General features: G+C 74.2%; 20 protein-coding genes. 11 read left to right on the forward strand and 9 right to left on the reverse strand.

From position 1 onward, the window contains the following. A complete protein-coding gene (locus ACN267_RS08425; RefSeq protein ID WP_421488354.1) occupies nucleotides 1-1,107 on the reverse strand; it encodes a serine hydrolase domain-containing protein in 1,107 nt (368 codons plus the stop codon). 128 nt (nucleotides 1,108-1,235) lie between these two features. On the opposite strand from ACN267_RS08425, the gene rnhA reads away from it, so the two are divergent. Further along, the gene (rnhA, locus tag ACN267_RS08430; protein WP_281897434.1) at nucleotides 1,236-1,700 is read left to right on the forward strand and encodes a ribonuclease HI; all 465 of its coding nucleotides are present in this window, start codon (nucleotides 1,236-1,238) and stop codon (nucleotides 1,698-1,700) included. A 73-nt stretch (nucleotides 1,701-1,773) separates the two neighbouring features. On the opposite strand, the gene ACN267_RS08435 is transcribed toward rnhA, so the two are convergent. Both ACN267_RS08435 and ACN267_RS08440 read right to left on the reverse strand, forming a co-directional pair. Then, complete coding sequence (locus tag ACN267_RS08435; protein WP_204959745.1) at nucleotides 1,774-2,025, reverse strand: hypothetical protein; 252 nt, start codon at nucleotides 2,023-2,025, stop codon at nucleotides 1,774-1,776. Between the two features lie 55 nt (nucleotides 2,026-2,080). Further along, complete coding sequence (locus ACN267_RS08440; RefSeq protein ID WP_204959746.1) at nucleotides 2,081-2,929, reverse strand: pentapeptide repeat-containing protein; 849 nt, start codon at nucleotides 2,927-2,929, stop codon at nucleotides 2,081-2,083. Between the two features lie 225 nt (nucleotides 2,930-3,154). Here ACN267_RS08440 and ACN267_RS08445 point away from each other — a divergent pair, with 225 nt between their 5' ends. Next, nucleotides 3,155-4,630: a flavin-containing monooxygenase gene (locus ACN267_RS08445; RefSeq protein WP_421488355.1), complete on the forward strand. Its 1,476-nt coding sequence runs from the start codon at nucleotides 3,155-3,157 to the stop codon at nucleotides 4,628-4,630. Nucleotides 4,631-4,677: 47 nt separating this feature from the next. Further along, nucleotides 4,678-5,586, forward strand: coding sequence for an SDR family NAD(P)-dependent oxidoreductase (locus tag ACN267_RS08450; RefSeq protein WP_204959748.1), 909 nt, complete (start codon nucleotides 4,678-4,680; stop codon nucleotides 5,584-5,586). A gap of 60 nt (nucleotides 5,587-5,646) precedes the next feature. Here the strand turns inward: ACN267_RS08450 and ACN267_RS08455 are convergent, their stop codons facing one another. After that, on the reverse strand, nucleotides 5,647-7,095 hold the full coding sequence (locus ACN267_RS08455) for a cryptochrome/photolyase family protein (RefSeq protein ID WP_421488356.1): 1,449 nt from the start codon (nucleotides 7,093-7,095) through the stop codon (nucleotides 5,647-5,649). Nucleotides 7,096-7,151: 56 nt separating this feature from the next. On the opposite strand from ACN267_RS08455, the gene ACN267_RS08460 reads away from it, so the two are divergent. The 5 genes from ACN267_RS08460 to ACN267_RS08480 all read left to right on the forward strand — a co-directional run bounded on the left by ACN267_RS08460 (nucleotide 7,152) and on the right by ACN267_RS08480 (nucleotide 12,062). Further along, nucleotides 7,152-8,774, forward strand: coding sequence for an MFS transporter (locus ACN267_RS08460; RefSeq protein ID WP_421488357.1), 1,623 nt, complete (start codon nucleotides 7,152-7,154; stop codon nucleotides 8,772-8,774). A gap of 67 nt (nucleotides 8,775-8,841) precedes the next feature. Beyond that, nucleotides 8,842-9,930, forward strand: coding sequence for an S-(hydroxymethyl)mycothiol dehydrogenase (locus tag ACN267_RS08465; RefSeq protein WP_421488358.1), 1,089 nt, complete (start codon nucleotides 8,842-8,844; stop codon nucleotides 9,928-9,930). Further along, on the forward strand, nucleotides 9,927-10,553 hold the full coding sequence (locus ACN267_RS08470; protein ID WP_281897451.1) for an MBL fold metallo-hydrolase: 627 nt from the start codon (nucleotides 9,927-9,929) through the stop codon (nucleotides 10,551-10,553). The genes ACN267_RS08465 and ACN267_RS08470 overlap by 4 nt, the downstream gene beginning before the upstream one ends. Before the next feature lie 56 nt (nucleotides 10,554-10,609). Then, nucleotides 10,610-11,068 (forward strand): VOC family protein, encoded by a 459-nt coding sequence (locus tag ACN267_RS08475; RefSeq protein ID WP_421488359.1) that lies wholly within the window; start codon nucleotides 10,610-10,612, stop codon nucleotides 11,066-11,068. A 301-nt stretch (nucleotides 11,069-11,369) separates the two neighbouring features. After that, nucleotides 11,370-12,062 (forward strand): hypothetical protein, encoded by a 693-nt coding sequence (locus ACN267_RS08480; RefSeq protein WP_204959752.1) that lies wholly within the window; start codon nucleotides 11,370-11,372, stop codon nucleotides 12,060-12,062. A gap of 57 nt (nucleotides 12,063-12,119) precedes the next feature. Here the strand turns inward: ACN267_RS08480 and ACN267_RS08485 are convergent, their stop codons facing one another. The 3 genes from ACN267_RS08485 to ACN267_RS08495 all read right to left on the reverse strand — a co-directional run bounded on the left by ACN267_RS08485 (nucleotide 12,120) and on the right by ACN267_RS08495 (nucleotide 15,613). After that, nucleotides 12,120-13,745: an alkaline phosphatase D family protein gene (locus ACN267_RS08485; RefSeq protein ID WP_421488360.1), complete on the reverse strand. Its 1,626-nt coding sequence runs from the start codon at nucleotides 13,743-13,745 to the stop codon at nucleotides 12,120-12,122. Nucleotides 13,746-13,845: 100 nt separating this feature from the next. Then, complete coding sequence (locus ACN267_RS08490) at nucleotides 13,846-15,315, reverse strand: MFS transporter (protein WP_281897459.1); 1,470 nt, start codon at nucleotides 15,313-15,315, stop codon at nucleotides 13,846-13,848. A gap of 61 nt (nucleotides 15,316-15,376) precedes the next feature. Then, entirely contained in the window at nucleotides 15,377-15,613 is a 237-nt protein-coding gene (locus tag ACN267_RS08495) for a hypothetical protein (RefSeq protein WP_204959755.1), read from the reverse strand. A 139-nt stretch (nucleotides 15,614-15,752) separates the two neighbouring features. Between ACN267_RS08495 and ACN267_RS08500 the strand changes: the two genes are divergently transcribed. Beyond that, nucleotides 15,753-16,910 (forward strand): geranylgeranyl reductase family protein, encoded by a 1,158-nt coding sequence (locus tag ACN267_RS08500; protein ID WP_421488361.1) that lies wholly within the window; start codon nucleotides 15,753-15,755, stop codon nucleotides 16,908-16,910. A 21-nt stretch (nucleotides 16,911-16,931) separates the two neighbouring features. Here the strand turns inward: ACN267_RS08500 and ACN267_RS08505 are convergent, their stop codons facing one another. Next, nucleotides 16,932-17,966 (reverse strand): NAD(P)-dependent alcohol dehydrogenase, encoded by a 1,035-nt coding sequence (locus tag ACN267_RS08505; RefSeq protein WP_204959757.1) that lies wholly within the window; start codon nucleotides 17,964-17,966, stop codon nucleotides 16,932-16,934. A gap of 81 nt (nucleotides 17,967-18,047) precedes the next feature. On the opposite strand from ACN267_RS08505, the gene ACN267_RS08510 reads away from it, so the two are divergent. Continuing rightward, a complete protein-coding gene (locus ACN267_RS08510; RefSeq protein ID WP_204959758.1) occupies nucleotides 18,048-18,224 on the forward strand; it encodes a hypothetical protein in 177 nt (58 codons plus the stop codon). 74 nt (nucleotides 18,225-18,298) lie between these two features. Here ACN267_RS08510 and ACN267_RS08515 read toward each other — a convergent pair whose 3' ends face one another. Further along, nucleotides 18,299-20,101 carry a bifunctional metallophosphatase/5'-nucleotidase gene (locus tag ACN267_RS08515; protein ID WP_421488362.1) on the reverse strand — a complete coding sequence of 601 codons (1,803 nt, stop codon included), beginning with the start codon at nucleotides 20,099-20,101 and terminating at the stop codon, nucleotides 18,299-18,301. Nucleotides 20,102-20,335: 234 nt separating this feature from the next. Between ACN267_RS08515 and ACN267_RS08520 the strand changes: the two genes are divergently transcribed. Beyond that, nucleotides 20,336-21,238 (forward strand): SDR family oxidoreductase, encoded by a 903-nt coding sequence (locus ACN267_RS08520; protein WP_307821325.1) that lies wholly within the window; start codon nucleotides 20,336-20,338, stop codon nucleotides 21,236-21,238. Nucleotides 21,239-21,247 lie beyond the last annotated feature (9 nt).

Here is a 21,247-nt window from a genome sequence, read left to right on the forward strand (position 1 = left end):
TCAGCCGGCGGCCCGGACCGCGTCGCGGATCAGCGTCCGTAGGCCCTCCATCGGGTCGCCGTCGTTCGCGCCGAGCCGGTTGCGGGTCGCCGCCACCGACAGGCCCAGCTGCGGGTACGCGTAGGCGAGGCTGCCGCCGCTGCCGGAGGTGCCGAACGAGCCGTCGTCGTCGACGGCGTAGCCGAGGCCGAACGCCATCTCCTGCCCGAACACCCACTCGACGCCCCGGACGGCCACCGCGCTGACCTGGCGCAGCCGGTCGGCGGAGATCAGGCGTACCCCGTCGACGTCGCCGATGAGCGCGGCGTAGAGCCGGGCGGCGGCGCGGGCGGTGAGGGTGCCCACGGCGGGCACGTCGGCGCGCAGCACGTCGGGTCGGCTGCCGATGGTGGCGTCGGGGTGGACGGCCGGTGGGGCGACGGCGTCGAAGTGCGGCAGGTGGGCGGAGGCGAACGCCATCAGGTCGGCCAGGCCGTTGTCCTCCAGGACGGCCAGCCGGGGCAGGTCGGCGTCGGGCACCCCGAAGAACAGTTCCCCGGTGACGCCCAACGGGGCGGCGACGTCCTCGGCGAGCACGGCGGAGACCGTCCGGCCGGTGGCCCGGCGGACCACCTCGCCGACCAGCCAGCCGTACGTCCACGCGTGGTAGGCGATCCGTTCGCCGGGTGCCCAGCGGGGCTCCGCGTCGGCGATCAGCGCGCACATCCGGTCCCAGTCGGTGAAGTCGGCGGGGGTGACGTCGGCGGGGAGGGCGGGGACCCCGGCGGTGTGGGTGAGCACGTGTCGCAGGGTGACGGTGTGTTTGCCGTGCCTGGCGAACTGCGGCCAGACGTCGGCGACGCGCAGGTCGTAGTCGAGCCGGCCCGCTTCGGCGAGGACGTGCACGACGCTGCTGGTCAGGCCCTTGCCGGTGGAGACGCTGAAGATCGGGGTGTCGGCGGTCAGCGGCCGGCCGGTGGCGGTGTCGGCGGTCCCGGCGGTCTCGTCGACGATCAGCCGCCCGTGCCGGTAGGCCGCCACCTGCACGCCCGCCTCCCGGCCGGAGTCGACGAGCGTGTGCAGGGTCCGGCGTACCTCGGCCCGGAGGGCGTCTTCGTCGATGGTCACGGTCGCCGACTCTGCCAGAGCCGGTCCGGGGTCGCCGCCGCATTTCCGGTCGGTGCCGGCGACGTCGGGTCGCCGGGGTCCGTGTCCCTGCGGCGGTGTCCGGGTGGGGTGCCGGTAGGTTCGGCGGCATGGTGGACGGGGTGGTGGAGATCTGGACCGACGGGGCGTGCAGTGGCAACCCGGGGCCGGGGGGTTGGGGTGTGCTGCTGCGCTATGGCGGGCACGAGCGGGAGCTGTGCGGTGGCGAGGCCACCCCGACCACCAACAACCGGATGGAGCTGACCGCGGCGATCGAGGCGTTGGAGGCGTTGACCCGGCCGGCCACGGTACGGCTGCACACCGACAGCACGTACGTGCGCAACGGCATCACCAGTTGGCTGGCGTCGTGGAAGCGTAACGGGTGGCGTACCGCGGCGAAGCAGCCGGTGAAGAACGCCGACCTGTGGCAGCGGCTGGAGGCGGCCTGTGCCCGGCACGAGGTGAGCTGGCACTGGGTGAAGGGGCACAACGGTCATCCGGAGAACGAGCGTGCCGACGCGCTGGCCAACCGGGGGATGACGCAGGCGCGGGCGGCGGTGGGCGTCGCCCGCTGAGCCCCGGGCCGCCGTGCGCCGATGCCCACCGTGTGGCCGCGACCGCGACCGCGCCGGGGCCGGTGGCGGCGTGCTACTCGGTGGGCGGGTGGGCGGCCTCCTCCTCGGCGGGGTCGCCCGCACCGGAGACCGCGGCCACGTCGTAGCCGGCGCGGCTGGTCTCCCGGGCCGACAGGTGTTCCTCGGCGGGCAGGTCGGCGAAGTCGTCGCCGGTGTCCCCGCCGTCGCCCAGCGACTCGCCCGGCGGGCGCAGCGACGCCTCGTACGCCGGCACGCCGTCCGGCTCGTCGGTGTCGGCCCGGTCGGTGCGTGGTTGTTCCGTCATGCCGACCTACCTGCCCGCCCTACCGCCCGGCAAACCCACCCACCGGGGGCCGCCGTCAGCGGCGGGGGCGGCGCGGCCGGCGGGCCGGGGTGAGCGGCACCACCGTGGTCCAGTGCGCGGGGCGGCGTAGCCGTGTCGGCAGGGCGGTGTGCCGGTCACCCCGGGCCGCCTCAAGCTGGGACTGGTGCAGGAACAGGGTGTCGGACAGGTCGGCCCCGCGCAGGTCGGTGCCGCGCAGGTCGGCGCCGGTGACGTCGGCTCGGCGCAGGTCGGCTCGGCGCAGGTCCGCGCCGAGCAGCCGGGCCCCGCGCAGGTTCGCCCCGACCAGGTCCGCGCCGCGCAGGTCCGCGCCGAGCAGCAGCGCGCCCCGTCGGTCGGCCCCGCCGGTGCCGGCACGGGCGGCTTCGCTGGCCGCCGCGAGCAGCGGGTTCACCAGGTCGCGGTGGGCGTCCACGTCGACCGTGGCCAGTTCCTGCCCGGTGCCGCCGGCCAGCGTGTCGGTGGCGTCGCGGGCGGCGCGCAGCTCGTCGTGCAGCGGGCCGGCGGGGGTGAGGGTGAGTGCCTCGGTGAGATACCAGAGCAGTTCGTGCAGGGGCCGGGTGACGGTGAACGCGGCGAACATGCCGGCGGCGGTGGCCGGGTCGGTGCGCCAGTCCCGGCCGGCGAAGGTGACCTGGCTGACCCGCTGGCCGGCGCCGAAGCAGTCGAACACGACGCAGCCGGGGTAGCCGCGTTCGCGCAGCTCGTCGTGGATGCCGCAGCGGGAGTCGGCGCGCAGGTGGTGGCAGGCGCGGCCGGCGGGTTTGTCCCGGGCGAAGTCGGCGGAGGCGGCGAACGCCGGGGCGACGCAGCACAATCCGACGCAGCGGGCGCAGTCCGCCCGCAGCCCGGTGGTGTCGGCCATGCTGTCCGTCGTCTCCCTCGTACGGTGGTGGTTGCCGGCACTGTCCGGGCCGGTCCGCCCCGGCCATTGTCCGCCGGGCTCCGGACCGCCGATCGGGAGGGTCCGCCCGCCGATCGGGGCGACGGGTACGGCCGGGCGGTCCGGGTGGACGGGAGGGTCAGCGGCACCCGCCGCCCCGGGAGGGTGGGATAGGGTCCGGTCACCGCCTCGGACCCGGGAGTTGCGATGTCCACCGACCACGTCGACGTGCTCATCGTCGGCGCGGGGCTGTCCGGTGTCGGTGCCGCCTGCCACCTGCGACGCACCTGCCCCGACACGACGTACGCGGTCATCGAGGCGCGGGACGCGGTCGGCGGCACCTGGGACCTGTTCCGCTATCCGGGCGTACGCTCGGATTCGGACATGTTCACCCTCGGCTACGCGTTCCGCCCGTGGGCCGCACCGCAGGCCATCGCCGACGGCGAGACCATCCTGCGCTACGTGCGCCAAACCGCCAGGGAGTACGGCGTCGAGGAGCACATCCGGTTCCGGCACCGGGTGCGTCGCGCCGAGTGGGACAGCAGCACCGCCCGCTGGACGGTCCACGTGCACCGCGACGACACCGCCGAGGACATCGTCCTGACCTGCGGATTCCTCTTCTCCTGCACCGGCTACTACCGGTACGACGCCGGTTACACCCCCGACTTCCCGGACGTCGGGCGGTACACGGGCCGGCTGGTGCACCCGCAGCACTGGCCCGACGACCTCGACCACACCGGCCGGCGGGTGGTGGTGATCGGCAGCGGGGCCACCGCGGTGACCCTGGTGCCGGCGCTGGCGCGGCGCGCCGGGCACGTCACCATGCTGCAGCGTTCCCCCACCTACGTGATCGCGTTGCCGGCCCGGGACCGGCTGGCCGACGTGCTGCGCCGCCGGCTGCCCGCCCGCGCCGCCCACCGGCTGGTACGCGCCAAGAACGTGCTGTTCGGCACCGTCAACTACCAGCTCGCCCGACGTGCGCCCCGGATGGTGCGGGCGTTCCTGCGGCGGGCCGCGAAGGGTCGGCTGCCCGCCGGGTACGACGTGGACAGGCACTTCTCGCCCCGCTACGACCCGTGGGACCAGCGGCTGTGCGTGGCACCCGACGGTGACCTGTTCGAGGCCCTGTCCGCCGGCCGCGCCTCGGTGGTCACCGACACCGTCGAGGCGTTCACCCCCGGCGGTGTCCGGCTCGGCTCCGGCGTCGAGCTGCCCGCCGACATCGTGGTCACCGCCACCGGCCTGCAACTGCTCGCCTTGGGTGGGATGACCCTCAGCGTCGACGGTGTCGACGTCGATCTCGGCGCGACGGTGGCGTACAAGGGGATGATGCTCTCCGGGGTGCCGAACTTCGCGTTGACCATCGGCTACACCAACGCCTCGTGGACGTTGAAGGCCGACCTGGTCGCCACCTACGTGTGCCGGTTGCTGCGTCACCTGGACGCCACCGGCCAGCAGGTCGTCACCCCGGTCGAGCCCCCTGACGGCGACCTGTCGCCGCTGATCGACTTGCGGTCCGGGTACGTGCTGCGCAGTGTGGACACGCTGCCCCGGCAGGGTGCCCGCGCGCCGTGGCGGCTGCACCAGAACTACCTCCGCGACGTCGTGCTGATGAAACACGGTCGGCTCGTCGACGAGGGGGTGCGTTTCTCCCGGGCGACCGCCGACACCCCGGTCGGCTGAGCCCGTCACCCCGTCCTATCGTCTCTTTCCCGCAGCAAGGAGGCCGCGTGCGTAACTTCGACTTCACGGCCGGGACCGCCGTGGTCACCGGTGCCGCCAGCGGAATCGGCGAGGCCCTCGCCCACGGGTTGGCCCGGCGTGGCAGCGACCTGGTCCTGCTCGACCGCGACGGCGACCGGCTCGACGCGGTGGCCGCCGCGGTCCGGGCCGCGCATCCCGGGCGTCAGGTCGACACCCACCTGGTCGACCTGGCCGACCTGTGCACCACCGCCCGGGTCGCCGAGGAGGTCATGGCCCGGCATCCCCGGGTCCGGTTGCTGGTCAACAACGCCGGGGTGGCCCTCGGTGGCCGTTTCGACCAGGTCACCATGGACGAGTTCCACTGGGTCGTCGACATCAACTTCCGGGCGCCGGTGCAGCTCACCCACGCCCTGCTGCCGGCGTTGCGGGCCGAACCCGGCGCGCACCTGGTCAACGTGTCCAGCCTGTTCGGGTTGATCGCCCCGGCCGGGCAGACCGCCTACGCGGCCAGCAAGTTCGCCCTGCGGGGCTTCACCGAGGCGCTGCGGCACGAGTTGGCCGACGACGGCATCGGGGTGACGTCGGTGCACCCCGGCGGCATCGCCACCCGGATCGCCCGCAACGCCCGGGTCGGCGTCGGGGTGCCCCGCGAGGAGTTCGACGCGGCGCGGCGGCAGTTCGAGAAGCTGCTGTCCATCCCTGCCGAACAGGCCGCCGAGGTGATCCTGCGCGGGGTCGAACGTCGACGCGGCCGGGTGCTGATCGGCTGGTCGGCGAAGCTGCCCGACCTGCTGGCCCGGGTCGCGCCCGGCTCGTACGGCCGGCTGGTCGCCGCCGGGGTCCGGCTCGCCGGTGGTCCGGGCCCACGGTCGGTGTCGACCGCCCGGGTGGCGGCCCCGGTGCCGGCGGAACTGCCCGCCGGTGAGGTCGCCTGACCACCGGCCGGGGCACGACGCCCCCGACGGCCGGGACGGTGGCGGCGGGAGGACGGCCGGTCAGGGCGGGTTGCCGCCCCGCTTCTCCTCCTGCGCCAGCACCGCCTCCCGGCGTTCCGGGTCGTCGCGGGCGGCCAGTTCCGCGGCGAGCCGCGGGTCGCCGACCAGCCGTTCCCGGTTGTGGTGCAGGAACGCCGCGAACCCGCCGGTGTACGGGCAGGCGAGGTCGCCGAGTTCCCGGTCCGGCTGGTAGCGGCAACCGGTGCAGTAGTCGCTGATCTCGTCGATGTACCGCCCATCCACGGCGTACGGGCGGGTGTCCACCCGGGCCAGGTCGGCGTACTGGCTCATGCCGAGCACCGTCGTGTTCATCACCCACTCGGCGCCGTCGACGAAGCTGCGCTGGAACCAGTCGACCAGTTCGGTGGGCCGCCAGCCGCGCTGCAACGCGTGGTTGCCGAGCACCAGCAGCCGCTGGGCGTGGTGCGCCCAGGCCCGGTCCCGCACCCCGGCGAGCACGTCGGCCAGGCAGCGTGCCTCCACCGCGTCGGCGTCGAGGTCCTCGAACCACTGCGGCACCGGTTCGGTGGCGGCGAGCCAACCGGTGCCCCGGTAGGGCGGGTCGACGTACCAGTAGAGCTGCCAGAGGAACTCCCGCCAGCCGAGCACCCCCCGGACGAACGCCTCCACCGAGGCCAGCGGGGCGTCGCCCGACCGCCACGCCGCCTCCGCCCGGGACACCGCCGCCGCCGGGTCGAGCAGCCCGAGGTTGAACGCGGCGGAGAGCATCCCGTGCGCCAGCACCGGGTCCTCGGCGCTCATCACGTCGCCGTAGCGGCCGAACGCGGGCAGCCGGTGCCGCAGGAAGTGGGTCAGCCGATCTTCGGCCTCGCTGGCGGTGGCCGGATGCGAGCGGGGGGCGTCCCGGCCGACGAACCGCACCCCGTCGCGTTCCCACCGGTCCAGGTCGGCCCGCACCTCGGCGTCGATGTCGTCCTCGACGATCGGTGGTGGCGGCGGCACGTCCAGGGTGCGCCCGGGCGGGGCGGTGCGGCCACGGTCGGCCGGACCGGGGCTGGTGAGCACACCGTGGCGGCGCTTGGCGTAGCGGTAGAAGTCGACCATCCGCAGGGGGCCCCGCCGGGGCCGGTCCGCCCAGTCGGTGAAGTCGGCCCGGTCGGTGATGAAACCCCGGGGCGGCAGCACCGTCAGCCCCGGCACGGACCTGACGAAGTCCCGGGTCGCCCTGGTGCTCGGGTGGCAGACCTCGACCGGGCCGTCGACGGCCGCCAGGGCCTCCCGGAACGTCGCGGTGCGCAGCAGCACCGCCCGGTCGCCGAGTTCGGCGGCGCGGTGGCGCAGCGCGCTGAGGATCAGGTGCGCCTTCTGCCGGTGCAGCCGCCGACGCCGGAACAGGTCGGCGACCTCGACCAGCAGCACCGGTTGCTGGTCGTCGTCCAGGAAGTGCGGCCCGAGTTGATCGGCGAGCAGCCACCGGCGGGGAGACATGCGTCGATTGTGCCCAGCCGTCCGGTCACCCCACGTGCCGGGGTCGATCGGTCGCGGTGATCGCCCCTGCCAGCCCGCCCGGCGACGCGCCGTCGGGCCGGGTGCGTCGGGCAGTGGCGCGGGCCACCGGCGGCGCACCCGCCGCCGCCCGCCGCCCCGACGCCGACGCACCATGGTGGTATGACGGATCGTCGTACGCGGATGTCTTGCTGCCGCAGCACGCCGCCGACCAGCCGGTCCCCGGCCCGCTACGGCGACCACGCCGGCCGGGCCGGCGCGGCGGGCGTCGGCCCGGCACGCCGGTGAGCGTGGCCCCCGCACCCACCGTCCGGCGGGCCACCGTGGTCTGGTCGGTGGCCGTCACCGCCTACCTGGCGGCGGTGTTCCACCGCAGCTCCCTCGGGGTGACCGGGGTGGAGGCCACTGACCGGTTCGCCATCAACGCCTCCGCCCTCGCCGTGTTCTCGGTCGCCCAGCTCGCCGTGTACGCGGCCATGCAGATCCCGGTCGGCATGCTGCTGGACCGGTACGGCTCCCGCCGGCTGCTGCTGGCCGGCGGGACGCTGATGGTCGCGGGGCAGCTCTGCTTCGCCGTCGCCATCGACGTCCGGCTCGCCGTCGCCGCCCGGGTGCTGGTGGGCCTCGGCGATGCGATGACCTTCATCAGCGTGCTGCGGATCGTCGCATTCTGGTTCCCGGGCCGCCGCAACCCGCTGCTGGTGCAGCTCACCGGCATGGTCGGTCAGCTCGGTGCGATCCTCGCGGCGGTGCCGCTGGTGGCGCTGTTGCACCGGGCCGGTTGGACCCCGGCGTTCCTGGTCGCCGCCGGGCTGGGGGCGACGGCGGTGCTGCTGGTGCTCGTCGCCGTCCGGGACGCCCCGCACGTCGGGCCGGGGGTGGCGGTCACCCCCGCCCTGTCCGCCGTGCGGCGGGAACTCGCCGCGGCCTGGGCCCAGCCGGGTACCCGGCTGGGCCTGTGGACGCATTTCGTCGCCCAGTTCTCCGGGGCCGTGTTCGCGCTGCTGTGGGGTTACCCGTTCCTGGTGCAGGGGCAGGGGTTGACGCCGACGGCCGCCGCGTCGCTGCTCAGTCTGATGACGGTCGGGACGCTGGTCGCCGGGCCGGTGGTCGCCCACCTGTGCGCCCGGCACCCGTTCCACCGTTCGGCGCTGGTCCTCGTGGTCACCGCGGCCAGCGCCGCGGTCTGGGCGGTGGTGCTGGCCTGGCCGGGCCGTTCGCCGTACTGGCTGTTGGTGGTGCTGGTGCTGGTGCTCGCCCTGGGCGGCCCGGGCGCGGTGATCGGTTTCGACTACGCCCGCACGTTCAATCCGGTGCACCGCATCGGCAGCGCCATCGGCATCGTCAACGTCGGCGGGTTCGTCGCCTCGATCGTGCTGGTGCTGGCGATCGGGGTGGTGCTGGACCTGACCACCCCGGCCGGCGCGTCCGATCCGCCGCTGTCGGCGTTCCGGTGGGCGTTCGCGGTGCAGTACCTGCTCTGGGCGTTGGGCGCGGTCCAGGTGCTGCGCTACCGCAACGCCGCCCGCAGGTGGGTGCGGGCCACCGACCCCGGCCCGTCGGTGACGGCGGTGTGCGTACCGCCGGGGGAGCGGCCCGACGGCGGCGGTGAGCGGCCGGCGGGTGGCGGGTCCGGCGGACCGATGGGTCGGGCGGCATGATCGCGGTAGGTTCGGCGGTGAGCGGGACCCATCCGGCCGTCGGGCCGGCAGGCAGGGAGGACACAGCGTGAGCCAGGAAGTCCGGGGCGTCATTTCACGGAGCAAGGGCGCTCCGGTCGAGGTCACCACGATCGTGGTGCCCGACCCGGGGCCCGGCGAGGCGGTGGTGCGGGTGCAGTCCTGCGGGGTCTGCCACACGGACCTGCACTACCGGGAGGGCGGCATCAACGACGACTACCCGTTCCTGCTCGGCCACGAGGCGGCCGGGGTGGTGGAGCAGGTGGGCGAGGGCGTCACCGACGTCGCGCCCGGCGACTTCGTGGTGCTCAACTGGCGTGCGGTCTGCGGGCAGTGCCGGGCCTGCCGCCGGGGCCGGCCGTGGTACTGCTTCAACACCCACAACGCCGCCCAGAAGATGACCCTCACCGACGGCACCGAGCTGACCCCCGCCCTGGGCATCGGCGCGTTCGCCGAGAAGACCCTGGTCCACGCCGGCCAGTGCACCAGGGTCGACCCGGCCGCCCGGCCCGCCGCCGTCGGGCTGCTCGGCTGCGGGGTGATGGCCGGCCTCGGTGCGGCGATGAACACCGGGCAGGTCACCCGGGGTGACTCGGTGGCCGTCATCGGCTGCGGTGGGGTCGGCGACGCGGCGGTCGCCGGCGCCGTCCTGGCCGGCGCGACCACGATCGTCGCGGTGGACACCGACGGCCGCAAGCTCGACTGGGCGCGCAGGTTCGGCGCCACCCACACCGTCGACGCCTCCGCCGAGGACGCCGTCGAGGCGATCCGGGCCGCCACCGGCGGGTTCGGCGCGGACGTGGTGATCGACGCGGTGGGCCGACCGGAGACCTGGAAGCAGGCGTTCTACGCCCGGGACCTCGCCGGCACCGTGGTGCTGGTCGGGGTGCCCACCCCGGAGATGACCGTCGACCTGCCGCTGCTGGACGTGTTCGGCCGGGGCGGCGCGCTGAAGTCGAGCTGGTACGGCGACTGCCTGCCCAGCCGGGACTTCCCGCTGCTCACCCAGCTCTACCTGCAGGGTCGCCTCGACCTGGACGCCTTCGTCACCGAGGAGATCGCCCTGGACCAGGTGGAGGCGGCGTTCCACCGGATGCACGACGGGGACGTGCTGCGCTCGGTGGTGGTGTTCCCGTGACCCGGGTCGACCACGCCGTCACCTCCGGCACGTTCTCCCTCGACGGGCAGACCTTCGACGTCGACAACAACGTCTGGGTCGTCGGCGACGACACCGAGTGCGTGGTGCTGGACGCCCCGCACGACGTGGCCGCGATCCGTCGGGTCGTCGGCGACCGGCGGGTGGTGGCGATTCTCGCCACCCACGCCCACGACGACCACGTCCGGGTCGCCCCGGAACTGGCGAAGGTCACCGACGCGCCGATCCTGCTGCATCCCGCCGACCGGGTGCTGTGGGATCTGGTGCACCCCGGGCTGGCCCCGGACGGGGAGCTGACCGACGGGCAGGAGATCACGGTCGGGGACACCGTGCTGCGGGTGCTGCACACCCCCGGGCACAGTCCCGGCGCGTGCAGTTTCCACGCTCCGGCGCTGGGGGCGGTGTTCACCGGGGACACCCTGTTCGCCGGTGGTCCGGGGGCCACCGGCCGGTCGTACAGCGACTTCGCCACGATCGTGGAGTCGATCCGGACCCGGCTGCTCACCCTGCCGGCGGACACGGTGGTGCACACCGGGCACGGCGACGACACCACCGTCGGCGCGGAGGCCCCCCACCTGCAGGAGTGGTTGGCCCGCGGCCACTGAACCGCGGCGGCCGGGCGGCGGGTGCCGCCCGGCCCCACCGGCCTAGGATCGGCCGGGTGACCGACGACGACCGCCCTCCGGGCGTACGACAGCTGCGCCTGGTGGTGGAGGCCGAGGACTACGACGCGGCGGTGGCATTCTTCCGGGACGCCCTGGGCCTGCCTGAGCAGGCCGCGTACTCCGGTGCGGGGGAGGCCCGGGTGGTGATCCTGGAGGCGGGCCGGGCGACGCTGGAGATCGCCAATCCGGCGCAGAAGCGGATGATCGACGACGTCGAGGTGGGCCGTCAGGTGGCCCCGAGGCTACGGCTGGCGGTCGAGGTGGACGACGCCGCCGCCGTGACCGGCCGGCTGGTCGCCGCCGGGGCCACCGAGGTCGCCCCGCCCACCGTCACCCCGTGGCACTCGCTGAACTCCCGCCTCGACGTGCCCGCCGGCCTTCAGCTCACCGTGTTCCAGGAGTTGCAGGATCTCGACGAGCGGTCCACCGCCGACGGCTTCGGCATCGACGGCTGACGTCGGCGCGGAGGCGTCCGCCCGGGACCTGCCGCCGCCCGGTTCCGCCGTCCTGACCCGGTCCACGCCCGCTGGGCGTTGTCGCGCCGCATGGGCGGCTTGTCCGGTATGAGGCCCCGGGGAGTGGGTTGCCGGTGACCCGGGCCACAGCCCGACGTGGCGTGCGCATTTCCGGAATGACGGACAGGGGCGGTGGGTTGTGTTCCCCGTACGCCGGTCAGCACACCTCCGGCCGGCGGGGCAGATCCCCCGAGGCCCGCTCACCCCGGAGCGCGTCGCCACGATCGAAAGGGCAACCATCGTGAAGCCTGACTTCACTCGATGGCTCCCGGCCATCGCGAAGGACCGCAGGACCGCACTGAGCATCGCCGGCGTCGCCGCCCTCGGCGGCCTGGCGTTCGGGCCGGCCGCCGTGGCCGCCCCCGTCACCAGCGGCCCCCACGAGGGCGCCCGCGCCGCGATCGACCTGGCCACCGGCAAGGGCCGGCAGGGCGTCACCGTCGAGTCCGGCCTGACCACCGGCACCCCCACCACCGAGGTGCCGGCCGGCAAGCCGAGCACCGACGACCTCATCCCGCGCGGCGTCGAGGGCGCCCAGTCCCGCGTCCCGCTGGACGACGCGCAACTCGCCAACGCCAGGGAGATCGTCGCCGAGGCCAAGCGCAGCGGCGTGGGCGAGCGCGGTGCGGTGATCGGCGTGGCCACCTCGTTGCAGGAGTCCAAGCTGTACAACCTGGGGCACCTCGGCGCGTACAACGACCACGACTCGCAGGGCCTGTTCCAGCAGCGCCCGTCGTCGGGGTGGGGCACGCCCGAGCAGGTCACCGATCCGCGGTACGCCTCCCGGGCGTTCTTCGGCGCGTTGAAGAACGTGCCCGGCTGGGAGGACCTGCCGCTGACCGCCGCCGCGCAGACCGTGCAGGTCTCGGCGTACCCGTACGCGTACGCCCAGTGGGAGCAGCAGGCGGCGGACATCGTCCAGCAGCTCTGGTGACCCGGGCCCGACCGGCCGGTCCCCGCGACGGGGCCGGCCGGTCGGCGTCTGTCCGGGTCAGGCCGGCGCGTCCTCCCGGCGCAGCTTCGCCGACCCGGCACCGACGGAGAACCCGGCGGCCCAGCGGCTCGCGCTGTCGGGGCTGGTCCGGTCGACCAGGTGGTACCAGTCCATCCGGCAGCGCTGCGGGGTCACCTCCAGCACGCCGTAGCCGTGCCCGTCCAACTCCGTCCACTTCACGTGCGGGTTCGTCGAACGCAGCAGGGTCGCGCCGAGCAGGCTCAGCCCGTTGCCGGCCGGCAGCCCCAGGACGTCGTCGAGGTTGTCGCTGGTCACCGACGGCACCACGAACTCGGCGGCGGCCGGGTTGGTCAACCCCGTCGAGCGGGTGGTCACCTCGCTGGCCCACGAGGTGTGGATGTCGCCGGTGAGGAACACCACGTCCCGGGTGTCGGTGGCCCGCAGGTGGTCGACCAGCCGGTTGCGGTCGGCGTTGTAGCCGTCCCACTGGTCGGGGTTGAGCACCGCGCCGTTCTGCGGGATGCCGAGCAGCTTGGCCAGCGGGCCGAGCAGCCACGCCGGCAGCGAACCCAGGTCGACCCGGGCCATCATCACCGGATTGCCGACCAGTTTCCACTGTGCCGTCGAGCCGGACAGCCCGTCTTCGAGCCACCGTAGCTGGGCCGTGCCGGCGATGGTGCGGGTCGGGTCGTCCACCGCCGTGCCGCCGGCCTGCTGCGACCGGTACGACCGCAGGTCCAGCATGGACAGGTCGGCGAGTCGGCCGAAACGCAACCGCCGGTAGATCGCCCCGTCCGCGCCGATGCGCACCGGCATCCACTCCTGGTACGCCTGCCGGGCGGCGGCGACCCGGTCGGACCACGCGCCCTCGGAGCCCGGGGTGTGGTTCTCCGCCCCGCCCGACCACGCGTCGTTGGCGACCTCGTGGTCGTCCCAGGTGATCACCCAGGGCACGGCGGCGTGCAGCGCCTGCAGGGCCGGGTCGGTCTTGTAGAGCCCGTGCCGGACCCGGTAGTCGGCCAGGGTCAGCGTCTCGTGCTCGGGCACCACCGGGCGGACCACGGTGCCGCCGGCGTCGAATTCGCCGGTGCCGTACTCGTAGAGGTAGTCGCCGAGGTGCACGACCAGGTTGAGGTCGCCCCGGTCGGCCAGCCGCCGGTAGGCCGCGAAGTGCCCGGCCTCCCAGTTCGCGCAGGACACCACGCCCAGCCGCAGCCGGTCGATGGCCGCGTCGGCCGCCGGGGCGGTCATCGTCCGGCCGGTGGGCGACCAGGTGTCGCCGTGGCCGAACCGGTACCAGTACGTGGTGGCCGGGGCCAGCCCGGTCACCGCCACCTTGACGGTGTGGTCGCGGGCGGGGCCGGTCGGTGCCACGCCCTGCGCGGTGACCGTGGCGAAGTCGGGGTCGGCGGCGACCTGCCAGCGCACGTCGACGTCCGGGCCGAGGCCGGAACCGGGCAGGGCCTGGGCCACCGGGGTGACCCGGGTCCACAGCAGAATGCCGTCCGGCAGTGGATCGCCGGAGGCGACCCCGTGCCGGAACGCGCCGGCCGCCGCGTGGGCGGGACCGCTCGCGGCGAGGGTGGCGCCGGCGAGGACGGCGGTGCCGGCGGAGGCGCCGGCAAGGCGCAGTAGGGTACGACGGTCGAGGGTGTTCGTCATGGTCTATGTGTCTACCGGCTGTCGCGGTGCGTCCGCAGCCCCGTGCGGTCAGTGTTCGCCGACGGTTCCCCGGGGGTTGGTGTCGCCCGTGAACGGCGGCTCAGCGACGGTGCGCGGCGCGGTGGTTGAGCACGATGTCGGTGGCGGCGGCGACCAGGGCCAACGCGACGATGCCCATGGCCAGCAGCAGGGAGTGCCGGAACGCGGCGGACCACTGGCCGTCGGTGCTGGCCAGCGACGAGAAGAACAGTGCGCCGACGGCGGCGATGCCGGCGGCGGAGCCGATCCGCTGGCCGGTCTGCAACATCCCGGCCGCGCTGCCCGCCTGCGGCACCGGCACCTCGGACAGGGTCAACGTCTGGTTGGGGGTGATCACCAGGCCGCTGCCCAGCCCGGCGAGCAGCAGCGGCAGCGCGGTGAGCAGCGGGATGGAGCCGTGCGGGTCGCCGCGTAGCACGAACACCACCCCGCCGAGCCCGACCAGCACCATGACCAGCCCGATCCCGACCAGCGGACGGCCGAACCGGGTGACCAGCCGGCCGCCGAGGGCGGCGGCCAGCGCCGACCCGAGGGCGAACGGGGTGATCGCCAGGCCGGCGGTCAACGCCCGGTAGCCGAGCCCGTTCTGCAGGTAGAGGGTGAAGATGAAGAAGATCGCGGTGAAGCCGCCGAAGTAGATGAGCGCGATCACCGCCCCGATCGTGTACGACCGCAGCCGGAACAGCCCCAGGTCGAACAGGGGGGTGCGGGTGCGCCCGTAGCGGTGTTCCCACCATCCGAAGGCGGCCAGGACCACCAGCCCGGCCGGGATCAGCGCCCACTTCCACGGGCTGGGCCACTGTTCCCGCTGCACCAGCGGCAGCAGCAGCAGCGTCACGCCGACGCCGAGCAGCAGCACCCCGACCGGGTCGAGTCGGTGCCGGTCGAGCCGGCCGGCGGCCCGGGTGGGCAGCAGCCGCCAGCCGAGCAGCACCGCCAGCACCCCGACGGGGACGTTGACGAAGAACACCCACCGCCAGCCGTGGTCCTCCCCGCCGAGCTGGATGAGCAACCCGCCCAGCAGGGGGCCGACGGCGGTGGAGATGCCGATGGTCGCGCCGAGCAGGCCGAACGCGCGACCCCGCTCCGCACCCCGGAACAGTTGCTGGATCAGGCCGGTGACCTGCGGGTTGACCACCCCGGCGGCGACGCCCTGCAGGAGCCGGGCGGCGACCAGCCAGGTCGGGGACTGGGCCAGCCCGGCCAGCGCGCTGGTGACGGTGAACAGGGCGACCCCGACGACGAAGGCGTTGCGGCGGCCCCGGGCGTCGCCGAACCGTCCGGCCGGCACCAGGACCAGCCCGAAGGTCAGCGCGTAGCCGGACAGCACCCACTGCAGGTCGCTCGGGCTGGCCTGCAACGCCCGGTCCATCGACGGGACGGCGACGTTGACGATGCTGACGTCCAGCAGGGTCATGAACGCCGCGACGAGGCCGACGCCGAGGGCCTGCCAGCGGCGGCGGTCGTCGGGGTGGCCGGTCACGGGACCGTCGGTGTCGGGGCGGTCGGGCGCGGACCGGTGATCGGGCATGCCGCAGCGCTACCCGGGGGCCGGTGCGGCAAACCGGGGGGTCGGCGCGGCGCTGCGGCGCTCACGCCGGCTGGCGGGCGCACCAGCGGGGGCCGAAGTCCAGTCCGGCCAGCGGCGAGTCCTCCCGGTGCAGCAGGCCCTTCTCGGTGAGCTGGTGCAGGGGCGCGTGGACGTCCTGCTCGGCCAGCCCCGCCTCCGCGGCGATCAGGTCGGGGTACGGCACCTGGCCGCGCGTCTCCAGCACGCTGACGGCCTCGTAGACGCGTACCTCGACCTCCGACAGACGTACCTGCTGCATGGTGCCCTCCTTGCCGTGACCCCGGCCGGCCGGTCGGGCGGTCCGGGTGGCGCGGCTTACCCGCTGGCCGCCCGACAATGCCTGCCCGACGGCCGGTCGTGCGCGCCCCCGGGCGGGCCGGTGCCCTACCCTGGACGGCATGATCATCTGGGATCTCGTCGTGGTCGGTGCCGGGCCGGCCGGGCTCAGCGCCGCCCGGGAGGCCGCCGCGGCCGGCGTGCGGACGTTGGTGCTGGACCGGGCCGTGCACCCCCGCTACAAGACCTGCGGGGGTGGCCTGATCGGCACCTCGCTGTCGATGGTGGCCGGCCGGATCGAGGTGCCGGCGCACGACCGGGTCGACCGGGTCACCTTCACCCACGACGGTCGGTGGGGCTTCACCCGCCGGCACGGCACCCCGCTGGTGACCATGGTGCGCCGTGACGAGTTCGACGACCGGCTGCGCGCGGCGGCGGTGTCCGCCGGGGCCGAGGTCCGCGAGGGCGTCGCCGTACGCGCCCTCGACCAGGACCCCGACACGGTACGCGTCCGCCTGGCCGACGGCTCCGAGGTGACCGCCCGGACGGTGATCGGGGCCGACGGTTCCGCCGGGGTGACCGCCCGGCACGTGGGCGTCCGGTACGGCCAGGTGGATCTGGGCCTGGAACGGGAGCTGCCGGTGTCACCCGCGCAGGCGGCCCGCTGGCGGGGACGGCTGCTGCTGGACTGGGGCCCGTTCCCCGGCGCGTACGGCTGGGTGTTCCCCAAGGGGGACCTGCTCACCGTCGGTGTGATCGGGGCCCGGGGCGAGGGCGAGCGCACCCGCGCCTACCTGCACGACTTCCTCGACCGGCTGGGCCTGGCGCAGGTGCCCGCCGCGCACGACTCCGGGCACCTGACCCGGTGCCGGGCCGACGACTCGCCGCTTGCCCACGGCCGGGTGCTGGTGGCCGGGGACGCGGCCGGCCTGCTGGAGCCGTGGACCCGGGAGGGGATCAGCTACGCGCTGCGTTCCGGGACGCTGGCCGGCGCGGCGGTCGCCGCCGGTGACCTGGACCGCTACCCCCGCGACGTGCAGGAGCGCCTGGTGCCGTCGATGCGCGCCGGGCGGCGGATGTTGACCCTGTTCGCCCGCCGCCCGGAGCTGTGCCACGCGTTCGTGGCGACCCCGGCCGGCTGGTCGATGTTCGTCCGGTTCTGCCAGGGCCGGCTGAGTTTCGACCGGACCATGGACCGGCTGCCGGTGCGGGCTGTGGCGGCGCTGCTGGACCGGCTGCCCGCCCGGGGCCCGCAGCCGGCCGGGTCGCCCGTTCGCTGAACCGCCGGCCGGCGGGCGGGGTCAGGGCACGATCACCGCGCGGCCGTGGATGTCGCCGGCCCGCAGCAGGTCGTACGCCTCGGGCGCGCGCTCCAGCGGGAAGGTCTGCACGTCGGCGGCGAGCAGCCCGGCCCGGCCCAGGGCGATCACCTCCTGGAGTTCGGCCCGGGTGCCCCAGAACGGGACCGTGACGCTGGTCCCGAACGGCACGGTGGGCGGCTCGTCGGCGACCGGCCGCACCGGCAGGGTGCCGCCGCCCAACCCGACCAGCAGCAGCCGGCCGCCGGTGGCGACGACGCCGCGGGCGGTGGTGAGGGTGGCGTCCACCCCGACGCAGTCGATGACCACGTCCGCGCCGTCGGGTGCCGGCCCGACCAGTTCCCGGATCCGGTCGACCGTGTCGGGGCCGGCCGGCACCACGTGGTGCGCGCCGACCCGGGTGGCCAGGTCGAGGGCGGCGACGTTGCTGTCCACCGCGATGATCCGCACGGCGGTGGTGGCGGCGAGGATCTGCACCGCCATGTGCCCCAGGCCGCCGATGCCGATCACCACGACCGACGTCCCCGGCCGCAGGGCCGGCCGGGCCAGCTCGATCGCGTGGTACGGGGTCAGCCCGGCGTCGGTCAGCGGCGCCGCCTGGGTCACTTCCAGGTCACCGACGGGTAGCAGCCGGGAGGCGGGCACCACCACGTGCTCGGCCAGCCCGCCGTCGCGGCTGAGCCCGATCCCGCCGACGGGCACGGTGCGGCACTCGTTCTCCCGGCCCCGCAGGCAGCCCCGGCAGGTGCCGCAGCCGATGATCCCGTAGACGGCGACCCGCTCCCCGGCGGACCAGCCGGTGACGCCGTCGCCGAGGGTGTCCACGGTGCCGGCGATCTCGTGGCCGAGGGTGATCGGGGTGGGGTAGAGGCCCGGCGGGGAATCGAGGATGTGCAGGTCGGAGTGGCAGGCACCGACCGCGCCGACGCGTACCAGCACCTCGCCGGGGCCGGGCGTCGGGGTGGGCACCTCCACCTGTTCGAGCACCCCGGGGGCGGTCATCCGTACCGCGCGCATGGTTTCGTCCTCTCGTCGCCGACCGGTTCCCGCGCGCTTACCCCTCCCGCCGGCCTTGATGCCGGGCGCACACTACGGGTCATGAGCGAATCGTTGACCGACGAGCAGCACGCTTTCCTGCGGCACGTCCGCTTCGGGGAGTTGCCGCCGCCGGTCCGCCCCGAGGACCGGACGGCGTCGACCGAGACCGACCCGCCCCGCTACCAGCCCGACCCGACCCCCGGCCGGTACGAGCAGGACCTGCGTTCGGGCGGCTGAGCATGCCGACGGGCCCCGGGGTGCCACCCCGGGGCCCGTCGGTCCGGCCGGCGTCGAAGCGACGGCCGGGCGGCTCAGAAGACCGGTACGCCCGCGCGGACCAGCCGCCAGTTCGGCACGAAGAAGTCGGCCGGGTCGATGGTGCCCTTGGCCTGTGCCCAGTCGATGAGCAGCTGGCGGATCTCCTGCTGCGCGTTGTAGACCTGGGTCTTCACGATGCCGGGGAAGTTCCCGCCGCCGCTGCGCCGGTAGTTGTTCACCGCGACCACGAACTGCGCGTCGGCGGCGACCGGGGTGTCGGTGTCGGGCAGCACCAGCCGGGTGATCCGCTGCCCGACCGGCCGGGAGACGTCGACGTCGTAGTCCAGCCCGGAGATAACGTCGTAGTTGTAGTCGGGCACGGCCGGGTCGCTGATCGTCGCCGGGTCGACGGGTGCGCCGACGGGCAGCGTGGTGAAGTACTTCGCCGAGTACTCCAGGTACGCCTTCACCTCGGCGCCGGTGAGCACCACCGCCTCCAGGGTGTTGTCGTAGACGTACAGCCCGGCGACGTCGCGGATGCGCACGTCGCCCTGCGGGAAGACGGCGGTGCGGCTGAACGGCGCGGCGATCGACAGCACCGGCAGCGCCGCGTACGGGCCGCCGGTGAGCGCGGCGGTGACCACCTCGGTCTGCACGTGGTTGATGAAGTCGAGGATCGGGGTGTCCCGGTAACGCGACTCGGCGGCCGACAGTTCCTGCGTGGACCGGGCGACCACCGTGTTGACGTACCCGACGGTCTTGTCGTGCTGGCCCCGCACGGCGGCGAGCACCGTCGGGTCCTCGACCACGGTGTTGGTGTTGAGCATGGTGGCGCCCTTGGCGACGACCTTCCAGCGGCCCCGCTCCCGGGTCAGGGTGAAGTCCATCCGGGTCAGCCGTTGCCCCCACTTGGACGGTTCGGCGGTGAGCACCTGCGCGCCGGTGGCGGTGTTGGTGACGAACTTCTCGACCACCTCGTTGTGGGCGTGGCCGAACAGGATCGCGTCGATGCCGGGGACCTGTTGGGCGATCAACGCCACCGGGTTCTCGTTGGGCAGCTCCGGGCCGTAGCTGGAGGTGCCGCTGTCGCCACCGTGGGCGGAGATGATGACCAGGTCCGCGCCCCGCTGCCGCATGACCGGCACCCACTTCGCGGCGGTCTCCACCATGTCGGGGAAGACCAGCTTGCCCTCGACGTTGCCCTTGTCCCAGATGGCCACCCCGGGGTTGGTCAGGCCGAGGATGCCCACGGTCAGGGTCGGCGAGCCGGGGCCGCCGGGCCGCACCCGCTTGAGCACGTACGGCTGGAACGCCGGCCTACCGGTCCTCGCGTTCACCGCGTTCGCGGCCAGCGCCGGGAAGCCCAACTGGTCGATCCAGGTCGCCAGCAGCGGCAGCCCGTAGTTGAACTCGTGGTTGCCCAGCGTCACGGCGTCGTACCGCAGGATGTTCATCGCGCGGGCCATCGGGTGCGTCGCGCCGGTGACGGTGATCGGCTCCTGCTTGGCGTAGTACGTGGCCAGCGGGGTGCCCTGGATGGTGTCGCCGGCGTCGAGGACCAGGGTGGCCCGGCCCCGGCGCTCGGCGCGGATCTGGTTTACCAGGGTGGCGAGCTTGGCGATCCCGACGTCGTTGTGCTTGCTGTCGTCGAACTCGGCGTCGCGGTAGTAGTCCCAGTTGTAGACGTTGCCGTGGGTGTCCGAGGTGCCCAGGACGGTCAGGTCCCAGGTCTTCGGACCCTTCGGGCCCTGCCGCCCGGCCGCCCGGGCCGGCGCGCCGGCGATCAGCGGGGCGGTGGCCGCGGCGGCGGCGACGGCCAGCACCTGACGGCGCGAAGCGCCGGAGGAGGAGGTCATGGGGGTGCCCTTCGACGGGGATGGACGCGCCTCGTAAGCGCCGTTGCGCACCATAACGAGCAGCGGTCACTCCTGCCACAGTGGCCCGCACTGTTCGGCCACCGCGCCGTCGACGGTCACCCGCCTGTCACACGGGCGTCGTCAGGTGCCCGGCGCGGGTTGTTTCCGGCCGGTCCGCGGGGGTAGGTGACCAGGTGACCCAGAAGGGACCAAACCAGACAGGGGAGCCGCACGGTGAGCCAGGACCAGTACACCCCGCAGGACCCGAACGCCCAGTACGGCCACCAGGAGGGTCAACCGGCGCAGCAGCAGTCGACGCCCGGCCGGACCGACCGGATGGGGCCGGAGCCCGACCACGGCGAGTCGTCGTACCGGGGCAGTGACCGGTTGGCGGGCAAGCGGGCCCTGATCACCGGCGGTGACTCGGGCATCGGCCGGGCGGTGGCGATCGCGTTCGCCCGGGAGGGCGCCGACGTGGTGGTGTCCTACCTCGACGAGGACGAGGACGCCGACGCCCGGGAGACGGTCCGGCTGGTCGAGCAGGCCGGCCGGCGTGGGGTCGCGGTGCGCACCGACCTGACCGACGAGCAGCACTGCCGTGACCTGGTCGACCGGACGGTGACCGAACTCGGCGGCCTGGACATCCTGGTGAACAACGCGGCCTACCAGATGGCCCAGGACGACGGCATCGAGGCGATCAGCACCGACCAGTTCGACCGGGTGATGAAGACCAACCTGTACGCGATGTTCTGGCTGTGCCGCAGCGCCCTGCCGCACCTGAAGGAGGGCGCGACGATCATCAACACCACCTCCATCCAGGCGTACGACCCGTCGCCGCCGCTGCTGGACTACGCCACCACCAAGGCGGGCATCGCCAACTTCACCAAGGGGCTCGCCGCGCAGCTCGCCGACCGGGGCATCCGGGTCAACGCGGTCGCGCCCGGCCCGATCTGGACGCCGCTGATCCCGGCGACCATGCCGCCTGAGAAGGTGGAGAAGTTCGGCACCGACACCCCGCTGGGCCGGCCCGGGCAGCCCGCCGAACTGGCACCCGCGTACGTCTTCTTCGCCTCGCAGGAGTCCAGCTACGTCACCGGGGAGATCCTGGGCGTGACCGGCGGCCGGTTCACCAGGTGATCCACCCGT

It is taken from the genome of Micromonospora sp. WMMD734 (assembly GCF_049178975.1).
Lineage (GTDB): Bacteria > Actinomycetota > Actinomycetes > Mycobacteriales > Micromonosporaceae > Micromonospora > Micromonospora wenchangensis.